Here is a 16,261-nt window from a genome sequence, read left to right on the forward strand (position 1 = left end):
CCTGTTTGCCGCGGGCCTTTTCCAAACGGTCAAGATTCCGCGTGAAATTTGTTTTTCGCCGTGCAAGAGTGGCTGCCGAGCGGGGGCGGAGGCCTGCGCCATATGCCGCGAAGCGCCCGGGGAACGAGCTTGACGCGGCATCCAACGAAAAACAACCTACAGGGTGTGGATCACATGAAGCGTATTGTTCTGGGCCTTCTGGCTGCAACAGCAATGTCCTTCCCGGCATTCGCCGCGGACATCAAGCCCGCGATCATCTACGATCTCGGCGGCAAGTTCGACAAATCCTTCAACGAATCGGCCTATAACGGCGCCGAGAAGTTCAAGACCGAAACCGGCATCGAATACCGCGACTTCGAAATCCAGAATGACGCCCAGCGCGAACAGGCGCTGCGCAAGTTTGCCGAGGACGGCAACAACCCGATCGTCATGGCCGGCTTCTCCTGGGCCGCGGCGCTGGAAAAAGTCTCGGGCGATTTCCCGGATACCAAATTCGCCATCATCGACATGGTCGTCGACAAGCCGAACATCCGCTCGGTCGTCTACAAGGAGCAGGAAGGCTCCTATGTCGTCGGCGTCATGGCGGCAATGGCCTCCGAGACCAAGAAAGTCGGCTTCGTCGGCGGCATGGACATTCCGCTGATCCGCCGCTTCGGCTGCGGCTATGTCGGCGGCGCCAAGGCTGCCGGCGCGACCGACGTCATCCAGAACATGACCGGCGACACGCCGGCCGCCTGGAACGACCCGACCAAGGGCGGCGAGATCGCCAAGTCGCAGATCGACCAGGGCGCTGACGTGGTCTACGCAGCAGCCGGCGGAACCGGCGTCGGCGTGCTTCAGGCGGCGGCTGACGCGGGCAAGCTCGGCATCGGCGTCGACAGCAACCAGAACGGCCTGCAGCCGGGCAAGATCCTGACCTCCATGGTCAAGCGGGTCGATGTCGCGGTCTACAACGCCTTCATGGACGCCAAGAACGACAGCTTCACCGCCGGCATCAACGATCTCGGCCTCAAGGAAGGCGGCGTCGACTACGCCATGGACGAGAACAACAAGGACCTCGTGACCGAGGAGATGAAAGCGGCGGCCGAAAAGGCCAAGGCCGACATCATCGCCGGAACCGTCAAGGTCCACGACTATATGTCGGACAATTCCTGCCCGTATTGATCCCTGATCTTAGGAAATGAAAGCCGCCGGCCTCGCGCCGGCGGCTTTTTTGTGGGCGGCGCGATCGGGCGGCGTCATCCGGAAACATTGATGCCGGAGAAATGCGGAGCCGGCGGCCGCCATCGCCATCGGCCTTGTCTGCCAGGCCGGCGGCATCGGCACGGTATTCGGCCCGCCGCTTGCCGGCCAGGTTATCGAGAGCTATGGCTGGCCGGGCTTCGGCTGGTTTTTGGCGCTGTCCTCGGCGGCCGGGATCGTGAGCCTCGTTCCGCTGCTGATCGGACGAACCAAGAGGCCGTTCGTCGTCCGGTGATTCCGGCGCAAAGGCAGGAGAGCGACAATGGCCAAGGTGACCGGCATAGGCGGCTTTTTCTTCCGGGCGCGCGATCCGAAGGCGCTCGCCGCCTGGTACGAGACGCATCTCGGCATAGACGACATCGCGAAAACCGTATGGCGGCAGCAGGAGGGGCCGACCGTGTTCACGCCGTTTGCGGAAAACACCGACTACTTCGGCAGAGCCGGGCAGCAATGGCTGATCAATTTCCGCGTCGACGATCTCGATGCGATGATGGCCGATCTCAAGGCGGCGGGCATCGCGGTGGAGACCCGCGCGGAGTGGGATTCGGAAGCCGGGCGCTTCTGCCGCATCCATGACCCGGAAGGCAATCCTGTCGAATTGTGGGAGCCCTCGGCCGACAATCCCGGCTAGGCGGCGCTTTGGTATTGCTGGCGAACGCCTAGCTGCGCGTTGTTGGCCCGCGCTTGTTTAAATCGTGCGCGGGCCGCGCTTGTGCTCGGCTTCAGGGTGTAGCAGGCGCCAGTTCTCCGAACTACCGTCCCCTGAATTTCCCAGGATCAACGATCGTTGTCACTGAAACCTGACCTGCCGGGGACACCGTCGCCCCCACCATTCCCGCGGCCGTTATTACCTTGCGGACCCTTGCCGTTACCGCCGCCATCGCCATCGCCATCGCCGCCGCCATCGCCATCGCCATCGCCGTCGCCATCGCCATCGCCGTCGCCATCGCCATCGCCGTCGCCGTCGCCATCGCCATCGCCATCGCCGTCGCCATCGCCGTCGCCGTCGCCATCGCCATCGCCGTCGCCATCGCCATCGCCGTCACCATCGCCGTCACCATCACCATCACCGTCGCCAGTGCCGTCGGAACTGGCTTGGGCAACATCGATAGCGAAGGGTGCTGCGAATGAAGCCAGCAGCGCTACTGCAGTCGAAAGGGTAAGGATACGTATCAACTTACTCATGGTTTCCTCCCGCGTTACCTGGACGAACCTGTCGCGGGCAAGCAAACGCTGCGCCTTCTCCGAATGGCCTCGCCGCATAATCCTTTTTGGTATTGCAACCCACAGGCCCTCGAGCCGCTGCTTTGATTAGCGCGGTGCGGTGTTGAGGGGCTTTTGGGAGCAAGCCGATCTGGAGGCCATTCAAGGCCCGGCTCGTTCGGCGGATTCGGGAGTCCCAGAAGCGCTGGACGCTCCAGCAACATAGCCGAGCGCGAAGGCCGCGATCAGGCATGCGGCCATGAGTGCTGCGCGCCAGCCCGGGATGGAATGCAGGCCGACGCGGCGGATGGCAGCTTGGCCGGCGATTTGCTGCGCCGCCGTCAAGGCCACGGCGGGCGCCACGCCGTGCATTTGCGGCATTTCGGCGATACGCTCCGAGATCGCGCGCCATCTGCTGTCCGGCGCTGGGCCGGCATCCAGCACATGCATCCGTTCGGCCAGTCGCAACACGGCTTCGCGAAATACGCCGTCGCGCTCAAGATCGCGTTCGGCGCGCTCGCGCTCCTCGTCATCCATCAAGCCGAGCACGTAATGGCCGGCCCGCGCCAGGCGATCGCCTTCGTCGATCATGGCTGCCCTCCGCCGGCGATCATGCGGCTCGCGAGCCCGCCCGTAAAGGGGGCTTTCCTTCGGGCAAGAATCGGGTTCGATCTTTACCAGTGCGGCGGCCTGGTCGCCGGCGCCTCGGGCGCGGCCTGCTCCTCAAGCGCCAGAAAGCGCGTCGCCAGCGCTTCCAGCGTCTTCTGCAGGCGCTCGATCTCCTTCCACTGATCGACGATCTGGGCCGAAAGCTCGTCTATCGTCTTTTCCTGTTCAGCGGCGCGGATTTCAAGCGTCGTCAGCCGGTCACCGGGCGTCGTCATCGGAACACCTCATTCTGCTAAAGCGTCGCGGCGAAGCGCGCAAATCGCTGGATAGCTGATTGATATAGCGTTCCGCCGGCCTTGGGAAATTGACAAGCGCACCGGGATTTGTCGAGAGTGGTCCAATCCGCGTGGCGATTGGCACAGCAAATCCGGCATGCTAGTTTTTGACCAAGCGATAAAAACAACAAGAGGTGGGACGTCGCATGGCGGAGGCCGCAATCGAGCTTGTCGGCATCAATAAGAGCTTCGGCGCGGTCCGGGCCAACCGGGACATCAATCTCGAAATCCAGCGCGGCACCATTCACGGCATCGTCGGCGAGAACGGCGCCGGCAAGTCGACGCTGATGTCGATCCTCTACGGCTTCTACCAGGCCGACAGCGGCGAGATTCGCGTCGGCGGCAAGCCGGCGGTGATCAAGACGCCGAACGACGCGATTGCCGCCGGCATAGGCATGGTCCACCAGCATTTCATGCTGGTCGAGAATTTTTCGGTCATCGAAAACATCATTCTGGGGGCCGAGGGCGAAGCGCTGCTGAAAACCAGCATTTCCAAGGCGCGATCCGAACTGGTGCGACTGGAAAAGGAATACGGCCTCGAGGTCGATCCGGATGCGCTGATCGAGGAATTGCCGGTTGGCCTGCAGCAGCGCGTCGAAATCCTCAAGGCTCTCTACCGCAGCGCCGATATTCTCATCCTCGACGAGCCGACCGGCGTCTTGACTCCGCCGGAGGCCGATCACCTGTTCCGCATCCTTCAGAAGCTGAAGGACGAGGGCAAGACGATCGTGCTCATCACCCATAAGCTGCGCGAGATCATGGCGATCACCGACAACGTTTCGGTCATGCGGCAGGGCGCGATGGTCGCGACCCGCCAGACCGCGAGGACGACCGTCGAGGAACTCGCCGAACTGATGGTCGGGCGGCGCGTTCTGCTCAGGGTCGACAAGGGCGAGGCGAAGCCGGGCGCAGTCAAGCTTCAGGTGAAGAACCTGACGGTCAAGGATTCGCGCGGCGTCACCATGGTCGACGACGTCTCGTTCGACGTGCGCGGCGGCGAGATCGTCGGCATTGCCGGCGTCGCCGGCAATGGCCAGTCGGAGCTCATCGAGGCGATTTCAGGCATTCGCCGAGCCGTTTCGGGCCGCGTCGAACTGGACGGCAAGCCGATCGACGTGACCGGCTTTGCCGATCCCGGCGAATTGCGCGACCGCGGCCTTGCCCACGTGCCGGAGGACCGCCACCATGTCGGACTGGTGCTGGCCTTCGAGGAGAACGAGAATTCGATCCTCGGTTATCACGACAAGCCGCAATATCTGAACGGCCCGTTCCTGAACATCGAGGCGATCCAGAAGGACGCCGAGGAGAAGATCGCGAAATACGACATCCGGCCCGGCAATCCGCGGCTGAAGACCGCCAATTTCTCCGGCGGCAACCAGCAGAAGATCGTGCTGGCGCGGGAAATGGAACAAGACCCCGGCGTGCTGATCGTCGGCCAGCCGACGCGCGGCGTCGACGTCGGCGCCATCGAATTCATCCACAAGCGCCTCATCGCCATGCGCGACCACGGCAAGGCAGTGCTGTTGATCTCGGTCGAACTCGACGAGATACGCTCGCTGTCGGACCGCATCCTGGTGATGTTTGCCGGCCGGGTCGTCGGCGAGCGCGGCGCGGACGCGACGGAAGGCGAGCTTGGCCTGCTGATGGCCGGCGTTGAGCGCCAGGAGGCCGCGGAATGACGACGCCGGCGCTTCTCGTCATCGACGTGCAGAACGCGATCGACGACCCGAAATGGGGCCGGCGAGGCCAGCCCGAAATGGAGGAGACTATCGGCGAGTTGCTGGCGGCATGGCGCGAGCGGCGCTTGCCGATCGTCCATATCCGTCACGATTCAACCGACGCCGCCTCGCCCTACCGGCCGGGCACGCGCGGCAACGAGTTCAAGCCGGAGGTCGCGCCTCAGCCGGGCGAGCCGGTCGTCGACAAGCGCACCAACAGCGCCTTCATCGGCACCGACCTGATGGAGCTGCTCGACGAGTTGCAGGTCAGTCAATTGGTCCTCACCGGCGTGCTCCTCGAAAATTCGGTCGAGGCGACCGCCCGCATGGCCGGCAATCTTGGCTTCGAGGTGGTCATCCCTGAAGACGCGGTGGCGAGCATTGACCGCACCGACCGGCGCGGCAGGCATTGGCCGGCCGAGGATGTGCACGCGCTGACGCTGGCCATCCTCGATAAGGAGTACGCAAAAATTTCCGACGCAAGAACGGTCATCGAGGCCCTGCCATGAGCGTGCCTTACGCAAAACTCCCGGGCTGGGCCGATTACGGGCTGATCCCGGTCATCAATCTGCTGGTCGCCTTCCTCGTCGCCGGCATCGTCGTGTTGCTCGTCGGCGAAAATCCGCTGAGCGCCGCCGTCATCCTGATCGACGGCGCATTCGGCAGCGGCCAGAACATCGCCTACACGCTCTACTACGCCACCAATTTCATCTTCACCGGCCTGGCCGTCGCCGTGGCATTCCACGCCGGCCTGTTCAACATTGGCGGCGAGGGACAGGCCTATATTGCCGGCCTCGGCGTAGCGCTGGTCTGCCTCACCTTCGATGCGGTCCTGCCCTGGTGGCTGACATTTCCGCTGGCCATCATTGCTGCTGCGGCGGTCGGCGCGCTGTGGGCGCTCATCCCGGCCTATCTGCAGGCCAAGCGCGGCTCCCACATCGTCATCACCACCATCATGTTCAATTTCATCGCAGCCAGCGCGATGGTTTACCTGCTGGTCGACGTGTTGAAGCCCGCTGGATCGATGGCGCCGCAGACGCGCGACTTCTTCGACGGCGCGCAACTGCCGAAAATGGGCTGGCTGCTTGAATCACTCGGCCTGGCCGTGCGTTCCGCGCCGCTTAATATCTCCTTCCTGCTGGCGCTGCTGATGGCGTTCGCCGTCTGGGTGCTGATCTGGCGCACCAAGCTCGGCTACGAGATGCGCACTTTCGGCTTCAGCCCCAAGGCGGCGCGCTATGCCGGCATTTCGGAGAGCCGCATCATCATAATCGCCATGATGATCTCCGGCGGCCTGGCCGGCATGATGGCGCTCAACCCGATCATGGGCGACCAGCATCGCGTCGCGCTGGATTTCGTCGCGGGCGCCGGCTTCGTCGGCATTGCTGTGGCGCTGATGGGGCGCTCCCACCCGGCCGGCATCGTGCCGGCGGCGATACTGTTCGGCGTGCTCTATCAGGGTGGCGCCGAACTCGCCTTCGAGATGCCCAACATCTCGCGCGACATGATCGTCATCATCCAGGGTCTCGTCATCCTGTTTGCCGGCGCGTTGGAGCACATGTTCCGCGCGCCCATCCAGGCGGTATTCGCCTCGTTCAGCCCGCGATCGGTCGGGGTCGCGGCACCGAAGGGGGAGGGCGCCTGAGATGGCATTCGTCGACGTGATGCTGCAGATTTTCGACGCGACCATTCGCGTCTCCGTGCCGCTGCTGCTCGCCTGCCTGGCCGGGCTCTATTCGGAGCGGGCCGGCGTCTTCGACATCGGGCTCGAGGGCAAGATGCTGGCCGGCGCCTTTGCCAGCGCCTCGGCGGCCGCGGTTACAGGCTCGGCCTGGCTCGGCCTGGGAGCCGCCGTTGTCACCGCCGTGTTCTTCGCGCTGGTGCACGGCTTCGCTTCGATCACCCATCGCGGCAACCAAATCGTCTCCGGCGTCGCCATCAATTTCATCGCCGCCGGATCGACCATCATCCTCGGCCAGGCATGGTTCCGGCAGGGCGGGCGCACGCCGTCGCTTTCCGGGGACGCGCGCTTCGGGGCGATCACGCTGCCGGGGGCCGACGCGGTGCGCGGCGTGCCGGTGCTCGGGCCGGTCTATTCCGAGCTGATCTCGGGCCATTCGCTGCTGGTCTATGTCGCCTTCCTGATGGTGCCGTTCACCTGGTGGGTGCTGTTCCGCACCCGCTTCGGCCTTAGGCTGCGCGCTGTCGGCGAAAACCCGGCGGCGGTCGATACGGCTGGCATTTCGGTGACCTGGCTGCGCTACCGAGCGGTCATCTTCACAGGCGTTCTTACGGGCATGGCCGGCGCGTACCTGTCGATCGCTCAGAATGCCGGCTTCGTGAAAGACATGACCGCCGGCAAGGGTTTCATTGCGCTGGCAGCGCTCATCTTCGCCAAATGGAAGCCTGTGCCGGCGATGTTCGCCTGCCTGTTGTTCGGCTTTCTCGAAGCGGCCTCGATCCGCTTTCAAGGCCTGCCCTGGCCGGTGATCGGCAAGGTGCCGGTGCAGCTTATCAACGCGCTGCCTTTCATCCTGACAGTCATTCTGCTCGCCGGCTTCATCGGCAAGGCGATTCCGCCGCGCGCCGGCGGCGTGCCTTATGTGAAGGAGCGATAATGTCGCTTCATCGCTCGCTCTTCGCCCCCTCCACCATGCTTCGCATGGTCCCCCTCCCCCGCTTCGCAGGGGAGGAACCGGCGTCGCCGCTGATCCTCCCCCGTTTACGGGGGAGGGGGACCGCCGAAGGCGGTGGAGGGGGCATCTTGTGGAATGACTTACCGAGCGTTACTTGCCATGCCTCATGATCTCTTCCTGGCGGCGAAGGCCGCCATGGCCAATGCCTATGCGCCCTATTCGAAATTCCCGGTTGGCGCGGCGATCCGCACCACCGATGGGAGAGTTTTCTCAGGCTGCAACATCGAGGTGGCCTCCTATCCGGAGGGTTGGTGCGCCGAGACGACGGCGCTTGGCCATTACATCATGGGCGGCGGCGGCGAGATTGCCGAGATCGCAGTGGTAGCCGAGCGCATGGCGAGGATCACGCCGTGCGGCGGCTGCCGCCAGCGGCTCGCCGAATTCGCGGGCGCGGATGCGAAACTCTATCTCTGCGACGACGCCGGCGTGGTCGAAACCGTGACCATGGGCGCGATGCTCCCCTATGGGTTCGAGGGTGGGATTTTGAAATGAACGAAGCGGTTGGCCGGCTTGTCGAAAGGCTGGATGGGCGGATGCCGTCGATTGCGCTGGTGCTTGGCTCCGGCCTTGGCGGGCTGGCCGGCGAGGTGGAGAACGCGGTCCGCATTCCCTATGCCGAGTTGCCCGGCTTTCCGGCGAGCGGCGTCACCGGCCATGCCGGCGAAGTCGTCGCCGGCAATTTAGCCGGAACGCCGGTGCTGATGCTCGCCGGCCGCGCGCATTACTACGAGCATGGCAATGCCGCCGCCATGCGCCCGGCGCTGGAGACGCTGGCGGGCATAGGCGTGACCAAGCTTATCCTCACCAACGCCGCCGGCTCCGTCGATCCCGACATGCCGCCGGGCTCGGTCATGCTGATCACCGACCACATCAATTTCGCGGGCTCCAACCCGCTGTTCGGCGAGCCGACCGACCGCCGCTTCGTCGGCCTTACCGAGGCGTACGATGCGGGCCTGCGTGCAGCCTTCGAAAAAGCGGCGCAGGCGACCGGCACGAAGCTCCACAAGGGCGTTTATATGTGGTTTTCCGGTCCTTCCTTCGAAACGCCGGCCGAGATCCGCATGGCCCGCGTGATGGGCGCGACGGCGGTAGGCATGTCGACCGTGCCGGAGGTCATCCTCGCCCGCTTCCTTGGCCTGCGCGTCGCGGCGGCATCCGTCATCACCAATCTCGCCGCCGGCATGACCGGCGCCGAGCTGTCGCATCAGGAGACCAAGGACATGGCGCCCATCGGTGGCGCGCGGTTGGCGACGGTGCTGAAGCATATGTTTGCGGAGGGGCTGGTGGATGGGTAGGGCTTTGAAAGAAGGTCAGGCCGCCGCACTCCTTCGCGCCCCCCTCTGTCCTGCCGGACATCTCCCCCACAAGGGGGGAGATCGGCTGTCATCTTCGGTTTCGCTACCCTCCAGGGTTTTAGATCGAGAGGTTGCGCAGAAGCTGCCAATCTCCCCCCTTGTGGGGGAGATGTCCGGCAACGTCGAGCGCCAATCTTCAGAGTTGTCGGACTGAGGGAGAAAAATGCTCCCCCAGGAAATCATCCGCCGCAAGCGTGACGACCAGCCGCTCTCCGCCGAGGAGATCGCCGGCTTCATTGCCGGCGTGACCTCCGGCGCGGTTTCCGAGGGCCAGGCGGCGGCGCTGGCGATGGCTATATTCTTCAACGGCATGAGCCGCGACGAGGCGGTCGCACTGACGCTCGCCATGCGCGATTCCGGCGAAGTGCTGGACTGGTCCGACCTGCCGGGCCCGGTCACCGACAAGCATTCGACCGGCGGCGTTGGCGACAATGTCTCGCTGATGTTGGCGCCGATCGTGGCGGCCTGCGGCGCCTATGTGCCGATGATTTCCGGCCGCGGCCTCGGCCACACCGGCGGCACGTTGGACAAAATGGATTCGATCCCCGGCTACAAGACCCAGCCGGACATAAAGCTGTTCCGCAAAACGGTGCTGTCGGCCGGCTGCGCCATCATCGGCCAAACCGCCGATCTCGCTCCCGCCGACAAGCGGCTCTACGCCATTCGTGACGTCACCGCGACGGTGGAATCCGTGCCGCTGATCACCGCGTCGATCCTGTCCAAAAAACTCGCCGCCGGCCTGCAGTCGCTGGTGCTTGATGTGAAGCTCGGCAACGGCGCCTTTATGGCGAAGTCGCGCGATGCGACCGCGCTCGCCACCAGCCTTGTCGAGGTGGCCAATGGCGCGGGGCTGAAAACCTCGGCGCTGATCACCGGCATGAACGAGCCGCTGGCGTCGGCCGCCGGCAATGCCGTCGAGGTCGAGAACGCTGTTGACTTCCTGACCGGCCGCTATCGCGACGGACGGCTGGAGGAAGTAACCCTGGCGCTCGCCGCCGAGATGCTGCAGGCCGCCGGCATTGCCGGATCCAACCGGGAAGGGATGGATCGCGCCGCCCGGGCGCTGCAGGGCGGCAAGGCGGCAGAGGTGTTTTCGCGCATGGTGGCCGAACTCGGCGGACCGGTGGATTTCGTCGAAAAGTGCCGGCGCTATCTGCCAAAGGCCAAGGTCGAACGCGCCGTCAGCGCTCAGAAGAGCGGCTACGTCGCAGGTGTGGCGACCCGCGAAATCGGCCTTGCCGTCGTCACGCTCGGCGGCGGCCGCACACGGCCGGAAGACAGTATCAATCATTCGGTCGGCATCACCCGGCTGCTCCCGGTCGGCGCCGAGGTGAAGGCCGGCGAGGCGCTTGCGCTGGTCCATGCGAGATCCGAGGCCGACGCGGAAGAGGCGGCGGCCGCGATCCAGTCGGCCTATACGCTCGGCGAAACAAAGCCGCCGATGCAGAAGGCGGTGGTCAGGCGCATCGGCGCACGAGTGTAGCCGGCCTCACTGCACCAGAAGCAGCGTCCCGTTCTCCACCTCGAATTTACCCAGCCGCTTGAGAAAGCTCATGCCGATCAGCGTGCCCGACAGCGCCTTGTCGTCAAGCACCGCGGCTTCGATGTTCTCGACATGGATGCGACCGATCTCGATGCGGTCTATCATCACGGCCGCCGCCCGGGTCTGGCCGTTGGCGGTGTTGACGGAATGCCGGAAATCGGAGCTTTTCAGGGAAAGCCCGATGCGCCGCGCCGTGGAGGCGTTGATCGCGACCGTGGTCGCGCCGGTATCGACCAGCGCCTCGACTCTGCGGCCGTTGAGCTTGAAGTCGGCCAGGAAATGCCCCCGCTCGTCGGCCGCGAGCCGCACCTTCCTTCCGGTAAGAGTTTCAGGCTGGGCGGGCGTCTTCGGTCGCACCGTATTGATCGCGGCAGGTGTGGCGTGTTCCTGGCTATCGCCTCTCGCGCGCGGCCGCAGCAAGGCATGAAACGCCTGCGGGTTGGCCTGATAGGCGATGGGGATCAGCACCGATATGCCGGCGCAGACGCCGAGGATGATGAGTTGCCGCAGCATGGTCGCGCCCTGGTTCGGGCACATTCTGCGCCGGAACCATGACCATGCCTTTAACGGGAAGCGTCAAGCTTTCCAGAACCGGGATTTACTGCTTGTCAGGAATGGTTAACTTGCCGGGAAGCGGGCCGCACGGCCAAGTGCACACCAGTCAGTTGCTGAAGGCTGCTGATGACGGAAAACAGGTTGTCAGCCCGGGGATTTCCCTTGGCGCTGAACATGCGCATCAGGCTCTTGGAGGGAGTTCCAACTTCTTCGGCCAGATCCTCGAAGCCGACAGTCGCATTGATGTAGTCGCGAAGCACCGCCTTTCCGGTCCCGACATCACCGGACAGCAGGAGATCGATGGCCTCGGTCAACAATGCTGAACGGAATGCGGAATCCGTCGCCGCCCGAGCCTTGATGGTATCCTTGAAGCTGCGAGTCAGGGGCATATTAGCGTTTTTTCCTTCGTTCCTTGTAAATTCGCCAGTTTTCCTTGGCGTCCTCAATGTCATTTTTGCTGACGCCGCTTGGTTCCTCCCCCGAGCAAGATCACCAGTTCATCGCCCTCTCTGCCGAAATAGATGCGGTATCCAGGGTCCGAAATCGATCCGGTATTCCAGCACGCCGTCTCCAACACCTTTGACATTGGAAAAATTGCCTCGCTCGACACGGACCAGAGCAACTGTGATCTTGACAGCGGCCGCTGCGTCGAGGTCCTCGAACCAGGACGCAAACGGGCTTCGATCGCGAAGGTCGACGTATTCGACGATCCTCATATCATATATGGTAACGTTTGTGCAACCAGCGCCCTTGCCTACTTCGTCCCGTAGAGCCGGTCGCCGGCGTCGCCCAGGCCCGGCACGATATAACCCTTTTCGTTGAGATGGCGGTCGATCGCGGCGGTATAGACCGGGACGTCCGGATGGGCCTTGGTGAAGCGCTCTATGCCTTCCGGGGCGGCCAGCAGGCAGAGATAGCGCAGATTGGTGGCGCCGCGGCCCTTCAGCTTCTCGATCGCCGCGATCGCCGAATTGGCGGTGGCCAGCATCGGATCGACGACGATCACCAGCCGGTCGGCAAGGTCGCTCGGCGCCTTGAAGAAATATTCGATCGCCTCCAGCGTCTCGTGGTCGCGGTAGAGGCCGATATGGGCGACGCGCGCCGCCGGCACCAAGTCGAGCAGGCCTTCGAGCAGCCCGTTGCCGGCGCGCAGCACCGAAGCGAAGACCAGCTTCTTGCCCTCGAGGATCGGCGCCTCCATCGTCTCGATCGGCGTCTCGATCGTTTTCGTGGTCAGTTCCAGGTCGCGGGTCACCTCGTATCCGAGCAGCAGCGAGATTTCGCGCAGCAGGCGGCGAAAGCTGGCGGTCGACGTTTCCTTGTCTCGCATGATGGTGAGCTTGTGCTGGACAAGCGGGTGGTCGACGACGGTAACGCCCATAGTGCTTACTCCTGAGTTCCGGCTGCCGTGCAATACTATAGGCTGCGCTGCCGGCAAGAAACGCCCCGTCCCGCCCCGACCACAGATTTGTCGATGGCGCTCAGCGCTGGCCGGTGTTCAGCCTCGAAAGAAGCTGCGCCTTGGTCTTCCTGTCCACGAAGGCCGCCTCGATCGCGGTGCGCGTCACCGCCGTGAGATCCTTGTCGCTCATGCCGAAATGCTCTGCCGCAATGTCGTATTCGTGTTTCAGCGTCGTCCAGAAATAGGGCGGGTCGTCGGAATTGATTGTGACCTTGCAGCCGGCGGCCCGCAAAGCGGGGAATGGATGCTCGGCATAGCTGTCGAATACTTTAAGCGCGATGTTCGAACCGGGACAGCATTCCAGCACCACGCCCTCGGCGGCGATGCGCTTGACCAGATCCGGATTTTCGATGGCGCGCACCCCATGGCCGATGCGCGACGGGCGGATGTGGTCGAGCGCGGCCTGCACGCTCTCCCAGCCGCCAAATTCGCCGGCATGGATGGTGATACCGAGCCCGGCTTCGCGGGCGATCTCGAAGGCGCGCACGTAATCTTCGATGTCGCCGTTCCGCTCGTCGCCGGCAACGCCGAAGCCGGTCACCAGGGGATGACCGCATCTGGCGGCGAAACGCGCCGCCGCTTCGATCGATTCGAGGCCGACATGCCGCACTCCGGTGACGATCATGCGGCCTTCAATGCCGGTCTTGGCCTTGGCCCGCGCCATCCCTTCGCCGAGCGCGTCGGTATAGGCTTTCGGCGACAGGCCGGCCTTGCTCGCATGGTCGGGCGAGGTGAAGATTTCCGAATAGATCGCGCCGTCGCGCGCCAGGCTGGTCAGGTAATGCTCGGAGAGCCGCGCATAGTCGTCTTCGGTGCGGAACAGGTCGGCGGCGAAGTCGTAAGCCTTCAGAAAGCTGGTGAAATCATGCCAGACGAAGGAGCCGTTCTGGATGTAGGGAGAGACGTCCTTGCCGTATTTCTGCGCCTGCCTGATCACGAGTTCGGGTGCTGCCGCACCTTCGATGTGGCAGTGCAGTTCGGCTTTCAAAGGCATACGTTGGTCCCTGTGCTTTGACGTCCCGAGAGCGGCTGTTCATCGCGGCGTTAAACAATAGCGCCCCGTATTCCGATCGGCTATGGTCCGGCCGATTTTATGGCGGATCAAATAAATGTCAGAGCAGCGCACAACGGCCGCCGGCGGTATGGAAACCTCTTACGGCTTCAAGGATGTCGGCGCCGGCGAAAAGCAGACGCTGGTAAACGATGTGTTTCATCGCGTTGCCGGTCGCTATGACCTGATGAACGATCTGATGTCGGGTGGCCTGCACCGACTTTGGAAGGACGCACTGGTCTCCTGGCTCAATCCGCCGAAGCGGCGGGGCTGGAAAGTGCTGGACGTCGCCGGCGGCACCGGCGACATCGCCTTCCGCATCATCGACGCCTCGCACTGCAATGCCCATGCGACGGTGCTGGACATCAACGGCTCCATGCTTGCCGTCGGCCGCGAGCGCGCAACAAAGCGCGGACTGGAAGCCAACACCGATTTCGTCGAGGCCAATGCCGAGGAACTGCCTTTCGCCGACGAGACGTTCGACGCCTATACGATCGCCTTCGGCATCCGCAACGTGCCGCGTATCGAGGTCGCCTTGTCGGAAGCGTTCCGTGTCCTGAAGCCGGGCGGCCGCTTCCTCTGCCTGGAATTTTCCGAGGTCGAGATGCCGCTGCTCGACCGCATTTACGAAGCGTGGTCGTTCAACGCCATTCCGCGCATCGGCCAGGTCATCGCCGGCGACGGCGAACCTTACGCCTATCTGGTCGAATCGATCCGCAAATTCCCCAACCAGGAAAACTTCGCTTCTATGATCTCGCACGCGGGCTTCGACCGCGTGACATGGCGCAATTATTCCGGCGGCATCGCGGCGCTGCATTCGGGCTGGAAGCTGTGACGGACGCATCTGCATGAGCAGTCTCGGAGCGGCGTTCCGGCTTGCGTGGGCTGGCTGGATATTGACCCGCGAGGGCGTGATCGCGGCCTTGCCGGGCGATGAGCTATACGGCCTGCCTAGGTTAGGCTGGCGGGTGGCGCGACTGCTCACGCGCAGGCGCGCCATCGGCCGCGGCCGCTCCGAAAGGCTGGCGCAGGCGGTCGCGCGGCTTGGCCCGTCCTATGTCAAGCTCGGCCAGTTTCTGGCGACCCGGCCGGACGTCGTCGGCAACGACATAGCTGTCGATCTCGCGCTCCTGCAGGATCGCATGCGGACCTTTCCGCACGAGCAATCCGTCGCCGCGATCGAAGCCTCGCTCGGCCGGACCGTTGGCGACCTTTACGCCCGTCTGGGCGATCCCGTCGCCGCCGCCTCTATCGCTCAGGTTCACTGGGCCGAGGTCACCCACAGCGACGACGTGTCGATGGTCGCCGTGAAGGTGATACGGCCCGGCGTGCGCAAGGCCTTCTTCCGCGATCTCGAGAGCTTCTTCCTCGCTGCCAGGCTGCAAGAACGCTACATCCCCTATACCCGCCGCCTGCGACCCGTCGAAGTCACGCAGACGCTCGCCGAAACCACCAAGATCGAGATGGATTTGCGGCTCGAGGCCGCCGCCCTTTCCGAACTCGGCGAAAATACCAAGAACGACCCCGGTTTCCGTGTGCCGTCCGTGGATTGGGAGCGCACCGGCCGCGACGTGCTCACCATGGAGTGGATCGACGGCATCAAGATGAACGACTTGGAGGGGCTGCGCGCCGCCGGTCACGACCTGAAGCTGATCGCGGCGAACCTGGTCCAGTCCTTCCTGCGCCACACGCTGCGCGACGGCTTCTTCCATGCCGACATGCATCCGGGAAACCTGTTCGTCGAGGACGACGGCACCATCGTTGCGGTCGATCTCGGCATAGCCGGCCGCCTTGACAAGAAGGAGCGGCGTTTCCTGGCGGAAATCCTGTACGGCTTCATCATCCGTGACTATTTCCGCGTCGCCGAGGTGCATTTCGAGGCCGGCTATGTGCCTCGCCACTACAACGTCGCAGCCTTCGCCCAGGCCATCCGGGCGATCGGCGAGCCGATCCATGGCCAGCCCGCCGAAACCATTTCCATGGCGCGGCTCCTGTCGCTGCTGTTCGAGGTGACCGAGATCTTCGACATGGCGACCCGGCCCGAACTGGTGCTGCTGCAGAAGACCATGGTGGTGGTCGAGGGCGTGGCGCGCACGCTCGACCCCGCCTTCAACATGTGGAAGACGGCCGAGCCGGTGGTCGGACACTGGATCAAGGACAATCTCGGGCCGCGCGGCATGCTGACGGACGCGCGCGATGGGGCCAATGCCCTTATGGCGCTCGCCCGGCAGGCGCCCGATCTCGCCGCCCGCACCGAGCGTCTGTCGCGCGAGATCGACCTGATGGCCGAACACGGCCTGCGCTTCGATCCGGCGACCGCCAACGCCATCGGCAAGGCCGAGGCCCGCCACACTCGTTCCGGCCGCGTAGCGCTCTGGGTAATAGCACTGACGCTGGTTTGGATTGCATGGCGGCTTCTCTGACTTCAATGCTAGCATTGCTAGCATTGAAGTCAGAGTTTGTGTGGGCTATATTTGCGAACACAGGAGCAG

General features: G+C 64.0%; 18 protein-coding genes. 12 read left to right on the forward strand and 6 right to left on the reverse strand.

Annotation, left to right across the window (positions count from 1 at the left end):
* Positions 1 to 174: 174 nt before the first annotated feature.
* The 3 genes from G6N73_RS21130 to G6N73_RS36380 all read left to right on the forward strand — a co-directional run bounded on the left by G6N73_RS21130 (position 175) and on the right by G6N73_RS36380 (position 2,373).
* Positions 175 to 1,164 (forward strand): BMP family lipoprotein, encoded by a 990-nt coding sequence (locus G6N73_RS21130; RefSeq protein ID WP_165031201.1) that lies wholly within the window; start codon positions 175 to 177, stop codon positions 1,162 to 1,164.
* Between the two features lie 340 nt (positions 1,165 to 1,504).
* Entirely contained in the window at positions 1,505 to 1,873 is a 369-nt protein-coding gene (locus tag G6N73_RS21135) for a VOC family protein (protein ID WP_165031203.1), read from the forward strand.
* Positions 1,874 to 2,094: 221 nt separating this feature from the next.
* A complete protein-coding gene (locus tag G6N73_RS36380; RefSeq protein WP_206079001.1) occupies positions 2,095 to 2,373 on the forward strand; it encodes a hypothetical protein in 279 nt (92 codons plus the stop codon).
* Between the two features lie 234 nt (positions 2,374 to 2,607).
* On the opposite strand, the gene G6N73_RS21145 is transcribed toward G6N73_RS36380, so the two are convergent.
* Positions 2,608 to 3,036 (reverse strand): hypothetical protein, encoded by a 429-nt coding sequence (locus G6N73_RS21145; RefSeq protein ID WP_165031205.1) that lies wholly within the window; start codon positions 3,034 to 3,036, stop codon positions 2,608 to 2,610.
* Positions 3,037 to 3,119: 83 nt separating this feature from the next.
* Positions 3,120 to 3,329 carry a SlyX family protein gene (locus tag G6N73_RS21150; RefSeq protein WP_165031208.1) on the reverse strand — a complete coding sequence of 70 codons (210 nt, stop codon included), beginning with the start codon at positions 3,327 to 3,329 and terminating at the stop codon, positions 3,120 to 3,122.
* 206 nt (positions 3,330 to 3,535) lie between these two features.
* On the opposite strand from G6N73_RS21150, the gene G6N73_RS21155 reads away from it, so the two are divergent.
* The 7 genes from G6N73_RS21155 to deoA all read left to right on the forward strand — a co-directional run bounded on the left by G6N73_RS21155 (position 3,536) and on the right by deoA (position 10,641).
* Positions 3,536 to 5,068 carry an ABC transporter ATP-binding protein gene (locus G6N73_RS21155; RefSeq protein ID WP_165031210.1) on the forward strand — a complete coding sequence of 511 codons (1,533 nt, stop codon included), beginning with the start codon at positions 3,536 to 3,538 and terminating at the stop codon, positions 5,066 to 5,068.
* Positions 5,065 to 5,616: a cysteine hydrolase family protein gene (locus tag G6N73_RS21160; RefSeq protein WP_165031212.1), complete on the forward strand. Its 552-nt coding sequence runs from the start codon at positions 5,065 to 5,067 to the stop codon at positions 5,614 to 5,616. The genes G6N73_RS21155 and G6N73_RS21160 overlap by 4 nt, the downstream gene beginning before the upstream one ends.
* Positions 5,613 to 6,752: an ABC transporter permease gene (locus G6N73_RS21165; protein WP_165031214.1), complete on the forward strand. Its 1,140-nt coding sequence runs from the start codon at positions 5,613 to 5,615 to the stop codon at positions 6,750 to 6,752. Before G6N73_RS21160 ends, G6N73_RS21165 begins: the two co-directional genes overlap by 4 nt.
* A gap of 1 nt (position 6,753) precedes the next feature.
* Positions 6,754 to 7,725, forward strand: a complete 972-nt coding sequence (locus tag G6N73_RS21170) for an ABC transporter permease (protein ID WP_165031215.1) — start codon at positions 6,754 to 6,756, stop codon at positions 7,723 to 7,725.
* Positions 7,726 to 7,902: 177 nt separating this feature from the next.
* Positions 7,903 to 8,295: a cytidine deaminase gene (gene cdd / locus G6N73_RS21175; protein ID WP_165031216.1), complete on the forward strand. Its 393-nt coding sequence runs from the start codon at positions 7,903 to 7,905 to the stop codon at positions 8,293 to 8,295.
* Positions 8,292 to 9,098 (forward strand): purine-nucleoside phosphorylase, encoded by an 807-nt coding sequence (locus G6N73_RS21180; RefSeq protein ID WP_165031217.1) that lies wholly within the window; start codon positions 8,292 to 8,294, stop codon positions 9,096 to 9,098. Before cdd ends, G6N73_RS21180 begins: the two co-directional genes overlap by 4 nt.
* Positions 9,099 to 9,321: 223 nt before the next feature.
* The gene (gene deoA, locus G6N73_RS21185) at positions 9,322 to 10,641 is read left to right on the forward strand and encodes a thymidine phosphorylase (RefSeq protein ID WP_165031219.1); all 1,320 of its coding nucleotides are present in this window, start codon (positions 9,322 to 9,324) and stop codon (positions 10,639 to 10,641) included.
* 6 nt (positions 10,642 to 10,647) lie between these two features.
* On the opposite strand, the gene G6N73_RS21190 is transcribed toward deoA, so the two are convergent.
* From G6N73_RS21190 to G6N73_RS21210, 4 genes are all read right to left on the reverse strand, one after another.
* On the reverse strand, positions 10,648 to 11,214 hold the full coding sequence (locus G6N73_RS21190) for a TIGR02281 family clan AA aspartic protease (RefSeq protein WP_165031221.1): 567 nt from the start codon (positions 11,212 to 11,214) through the stop codon (positions 10,648 to 10,650).
* Between the two features lie 95 nt (positions 11,215 to 11,309).
* A complete protein-coding gene (locus G6N73_RS21195; protein WP_165031223.1) occupies positions 11,310 to 11,645 on the reverse strand; it encodes a helix-turn-helix domain-containing transcriptional regulator in 336 nt (111 codons plus the stop codon).
* A 365-nt stretch (positions 11,646 to 12,010) separates the two neighbouring features.
* Entirely contained in the window at positions 12,011 to 12,637 is a 627-nt protein-coding gene (gene upp, locus G6N73_RS21205; protein ID WP_165031229.1) for a uracil phosphoribosyltransferase, read from the reverse strand.
* A 100-nt stretch (positions 12,638 to 12,737) separates the two neighbouring features.
* Positions 12,738 to 13,712 (reverse strand): adenosine deaminase, encoded by a 975-nt coding sequence (locus G6N73_RS21210; protein WP_165031231.1) that lies wholly within the window; start codon positions 13,710 to 13,712, stop codon positions 12,738 to 12,740.
* 115 nt (positions 13,713 to 13,827) lie between these two features.
* Between G6N73_RS21210 and ubiE the strand changes: the two genes are divergently transcribed.
* Both ubiE and ubiB read left to right on the forward strand, forming a co-directional pair.
* Positions 13,828 to 14,604 (forward strand): bifunctional demethylmenaquinone methyltransferase/2-methoxy-6-polyprenyl-1,4-benzoquinol methylase UbiE, encoded by a 777-nt coding sequence (gene ubiE, locus G6N73_RS21215; RefSeq protein ID WP_165031233.1) that lies wholly within the window; start codon positions 13,828 to 13,830, stop codon positions 14,602 to 14,604.
* A 13-nt stretch (positions 14,605 to 14,617) separates the two neighbouring features.
* Positions 14,618 to 16,192 carry a 2-polyprenylphenol 6-hydroxylase gene (gene ubiB, locus G6N73_RS21220; protein WP_165031235.1) on the forward strand — a complete coding sequence of 525 codons (1,575 nt, stop codon included), beginning with the start codon at positions 14,618 to 14,620 and terminating at the stop codon, positions 16,190 to 16,192.
* The last annotated feature ends 69 nt before the right edge of the window (positions 16,193 to 16,261 follow it).

It is taken from the genome of Allomesorhizobium camelthorni, from assembly GCF_011045125.1.
Lineage (GTDB): Bacteria > Pseudomonadota > Alphaproteobacteria > Rhizobiales > Rhizobiaceae > Allomesorhizobium > Allomesorhizobium camelthorni.

Excerpts from the sequence above, each read along its gene's own strand:
- G6N73_RS21150 (WP_165031208.1), bottom strand. The coding sequence starts at position 3,329 with ATGACGACGCCCGGTGACCGGCTGACGACGCTTGAAATCCGCGCCGCT.
- G6N73_RS21195 (WP_165031223.1), bottom strand. The coding sequence starts at position 11,645 with ATGCCCCTGACTCGCAGCTTCAAGGATACCATCAAGGCTCGGGCGGCG.
- G6N73_RS21160 (WP_165031212.1), top strand. The coding sequence starts at position 5,065 with ATGACGACGCCGGCGCTTCTCGTCATCGACGTGCAGAACGCGATCGAC.
- ubiE (WP_165031233.1), top strand. The coding sequence starts at position 13,828 with ATGTCAGAGCAGCGCACAACGGCCGCCGGCGGTATGGAAACCTCTTAC.
- G6N73_RS21155 (WP_165031210.1), top strand. The coding sequence starts at position 3,536 with ATGGCGGAGGCCGCAATCGAGCTTGTCGGCATCAATAAGAGCTTCGGC.
- G6N73_RS21180 (WP_165031217.1), top strand. The coding sequence starts at position 8,292 with ATGAACGAAGCGGTTGGCCGGCTTGTCGAAAGGCTGGATGGGCGGATG.
- G6N73_RS21165 (WP_165031214.1), top strand. The coding sequence starts at position 5,613 with ATGAGCGTGCCTTACGCAAAACTCCCGGGCTGGGCCGATTACGGGCTG.
- ubiB (WP_165031235.1), top strand. The coding sequence starts at position 14,618 with ATGAGCAGTCTCGGAGCGGCGTTCCGGCTTGCGTGGGCTGGCTGGATA.
- G6N73_RS21135 (WP_165031203.1), top strand. The coding sequence starts at position 1,505 with ATGGCCAAGGTGACCGGCATAGGCGGCTTTTTCTTCCGGGCGCGCGAT.
- upp (WP_165031229.1), bottom strand. The coding sequence starts at position 12,637 with ATGGGCGTTACCGTCGTCGACCACCCGCTTGTCCAGCACAAGCTCACC.
- G6N73_RS21145 (WP_165031205.1), bottom strand. The coding sequence starts at position 3,036 with ATGATCGACGAAGGCGATCGCCTGGCGCGGGCCGGCCATTACGTGCTC.
- cdd (WP_165031216.1), top strand. The coding sequence starts at position 7,903 with ATGCCTCATGATCTCTTCCTGGCGGCGAAGGCCGCCATGGCCAATGCC.
- G6N73_RS21130 (WP_165031201.1), top strand. The coding sequence starts at position 175 with ATGAAGCGTATTGTTCTGGGCCTTCTGGCTGCAACAGCAATGTCCTTC.
- G6N73_RS21190 (WP_165031221.1), bottom strand. The coding sequence starts at position 11,214 with ATGCTGCGGCAACTCATCATCCTCGGCGTCTGCGCCGGCATATCGGTG.
- G6N73_RS21170 (WP_165031215.1), top strand. The coding sequence starts at position 6,754 with ATGGCATTCGTCGACGTGATGCTGCAGATTTTCGACGCGACCATTCGC.
- G6N73_RS21210 (WP_165031231.1), bottom strand. The coding sequence starts at position 13,712 with ATGCCTTTGAAAGCCGAACTGCACTGCCACATCGAAGGTGCGGCAGCA.
- deoA (WP_165031219.1), top strand. The coding sequence starts at position 9,322 with ATGCTCCCCCAGGAAATCATCCGCCGCAAGCGTGACGACCAGCCGCTC.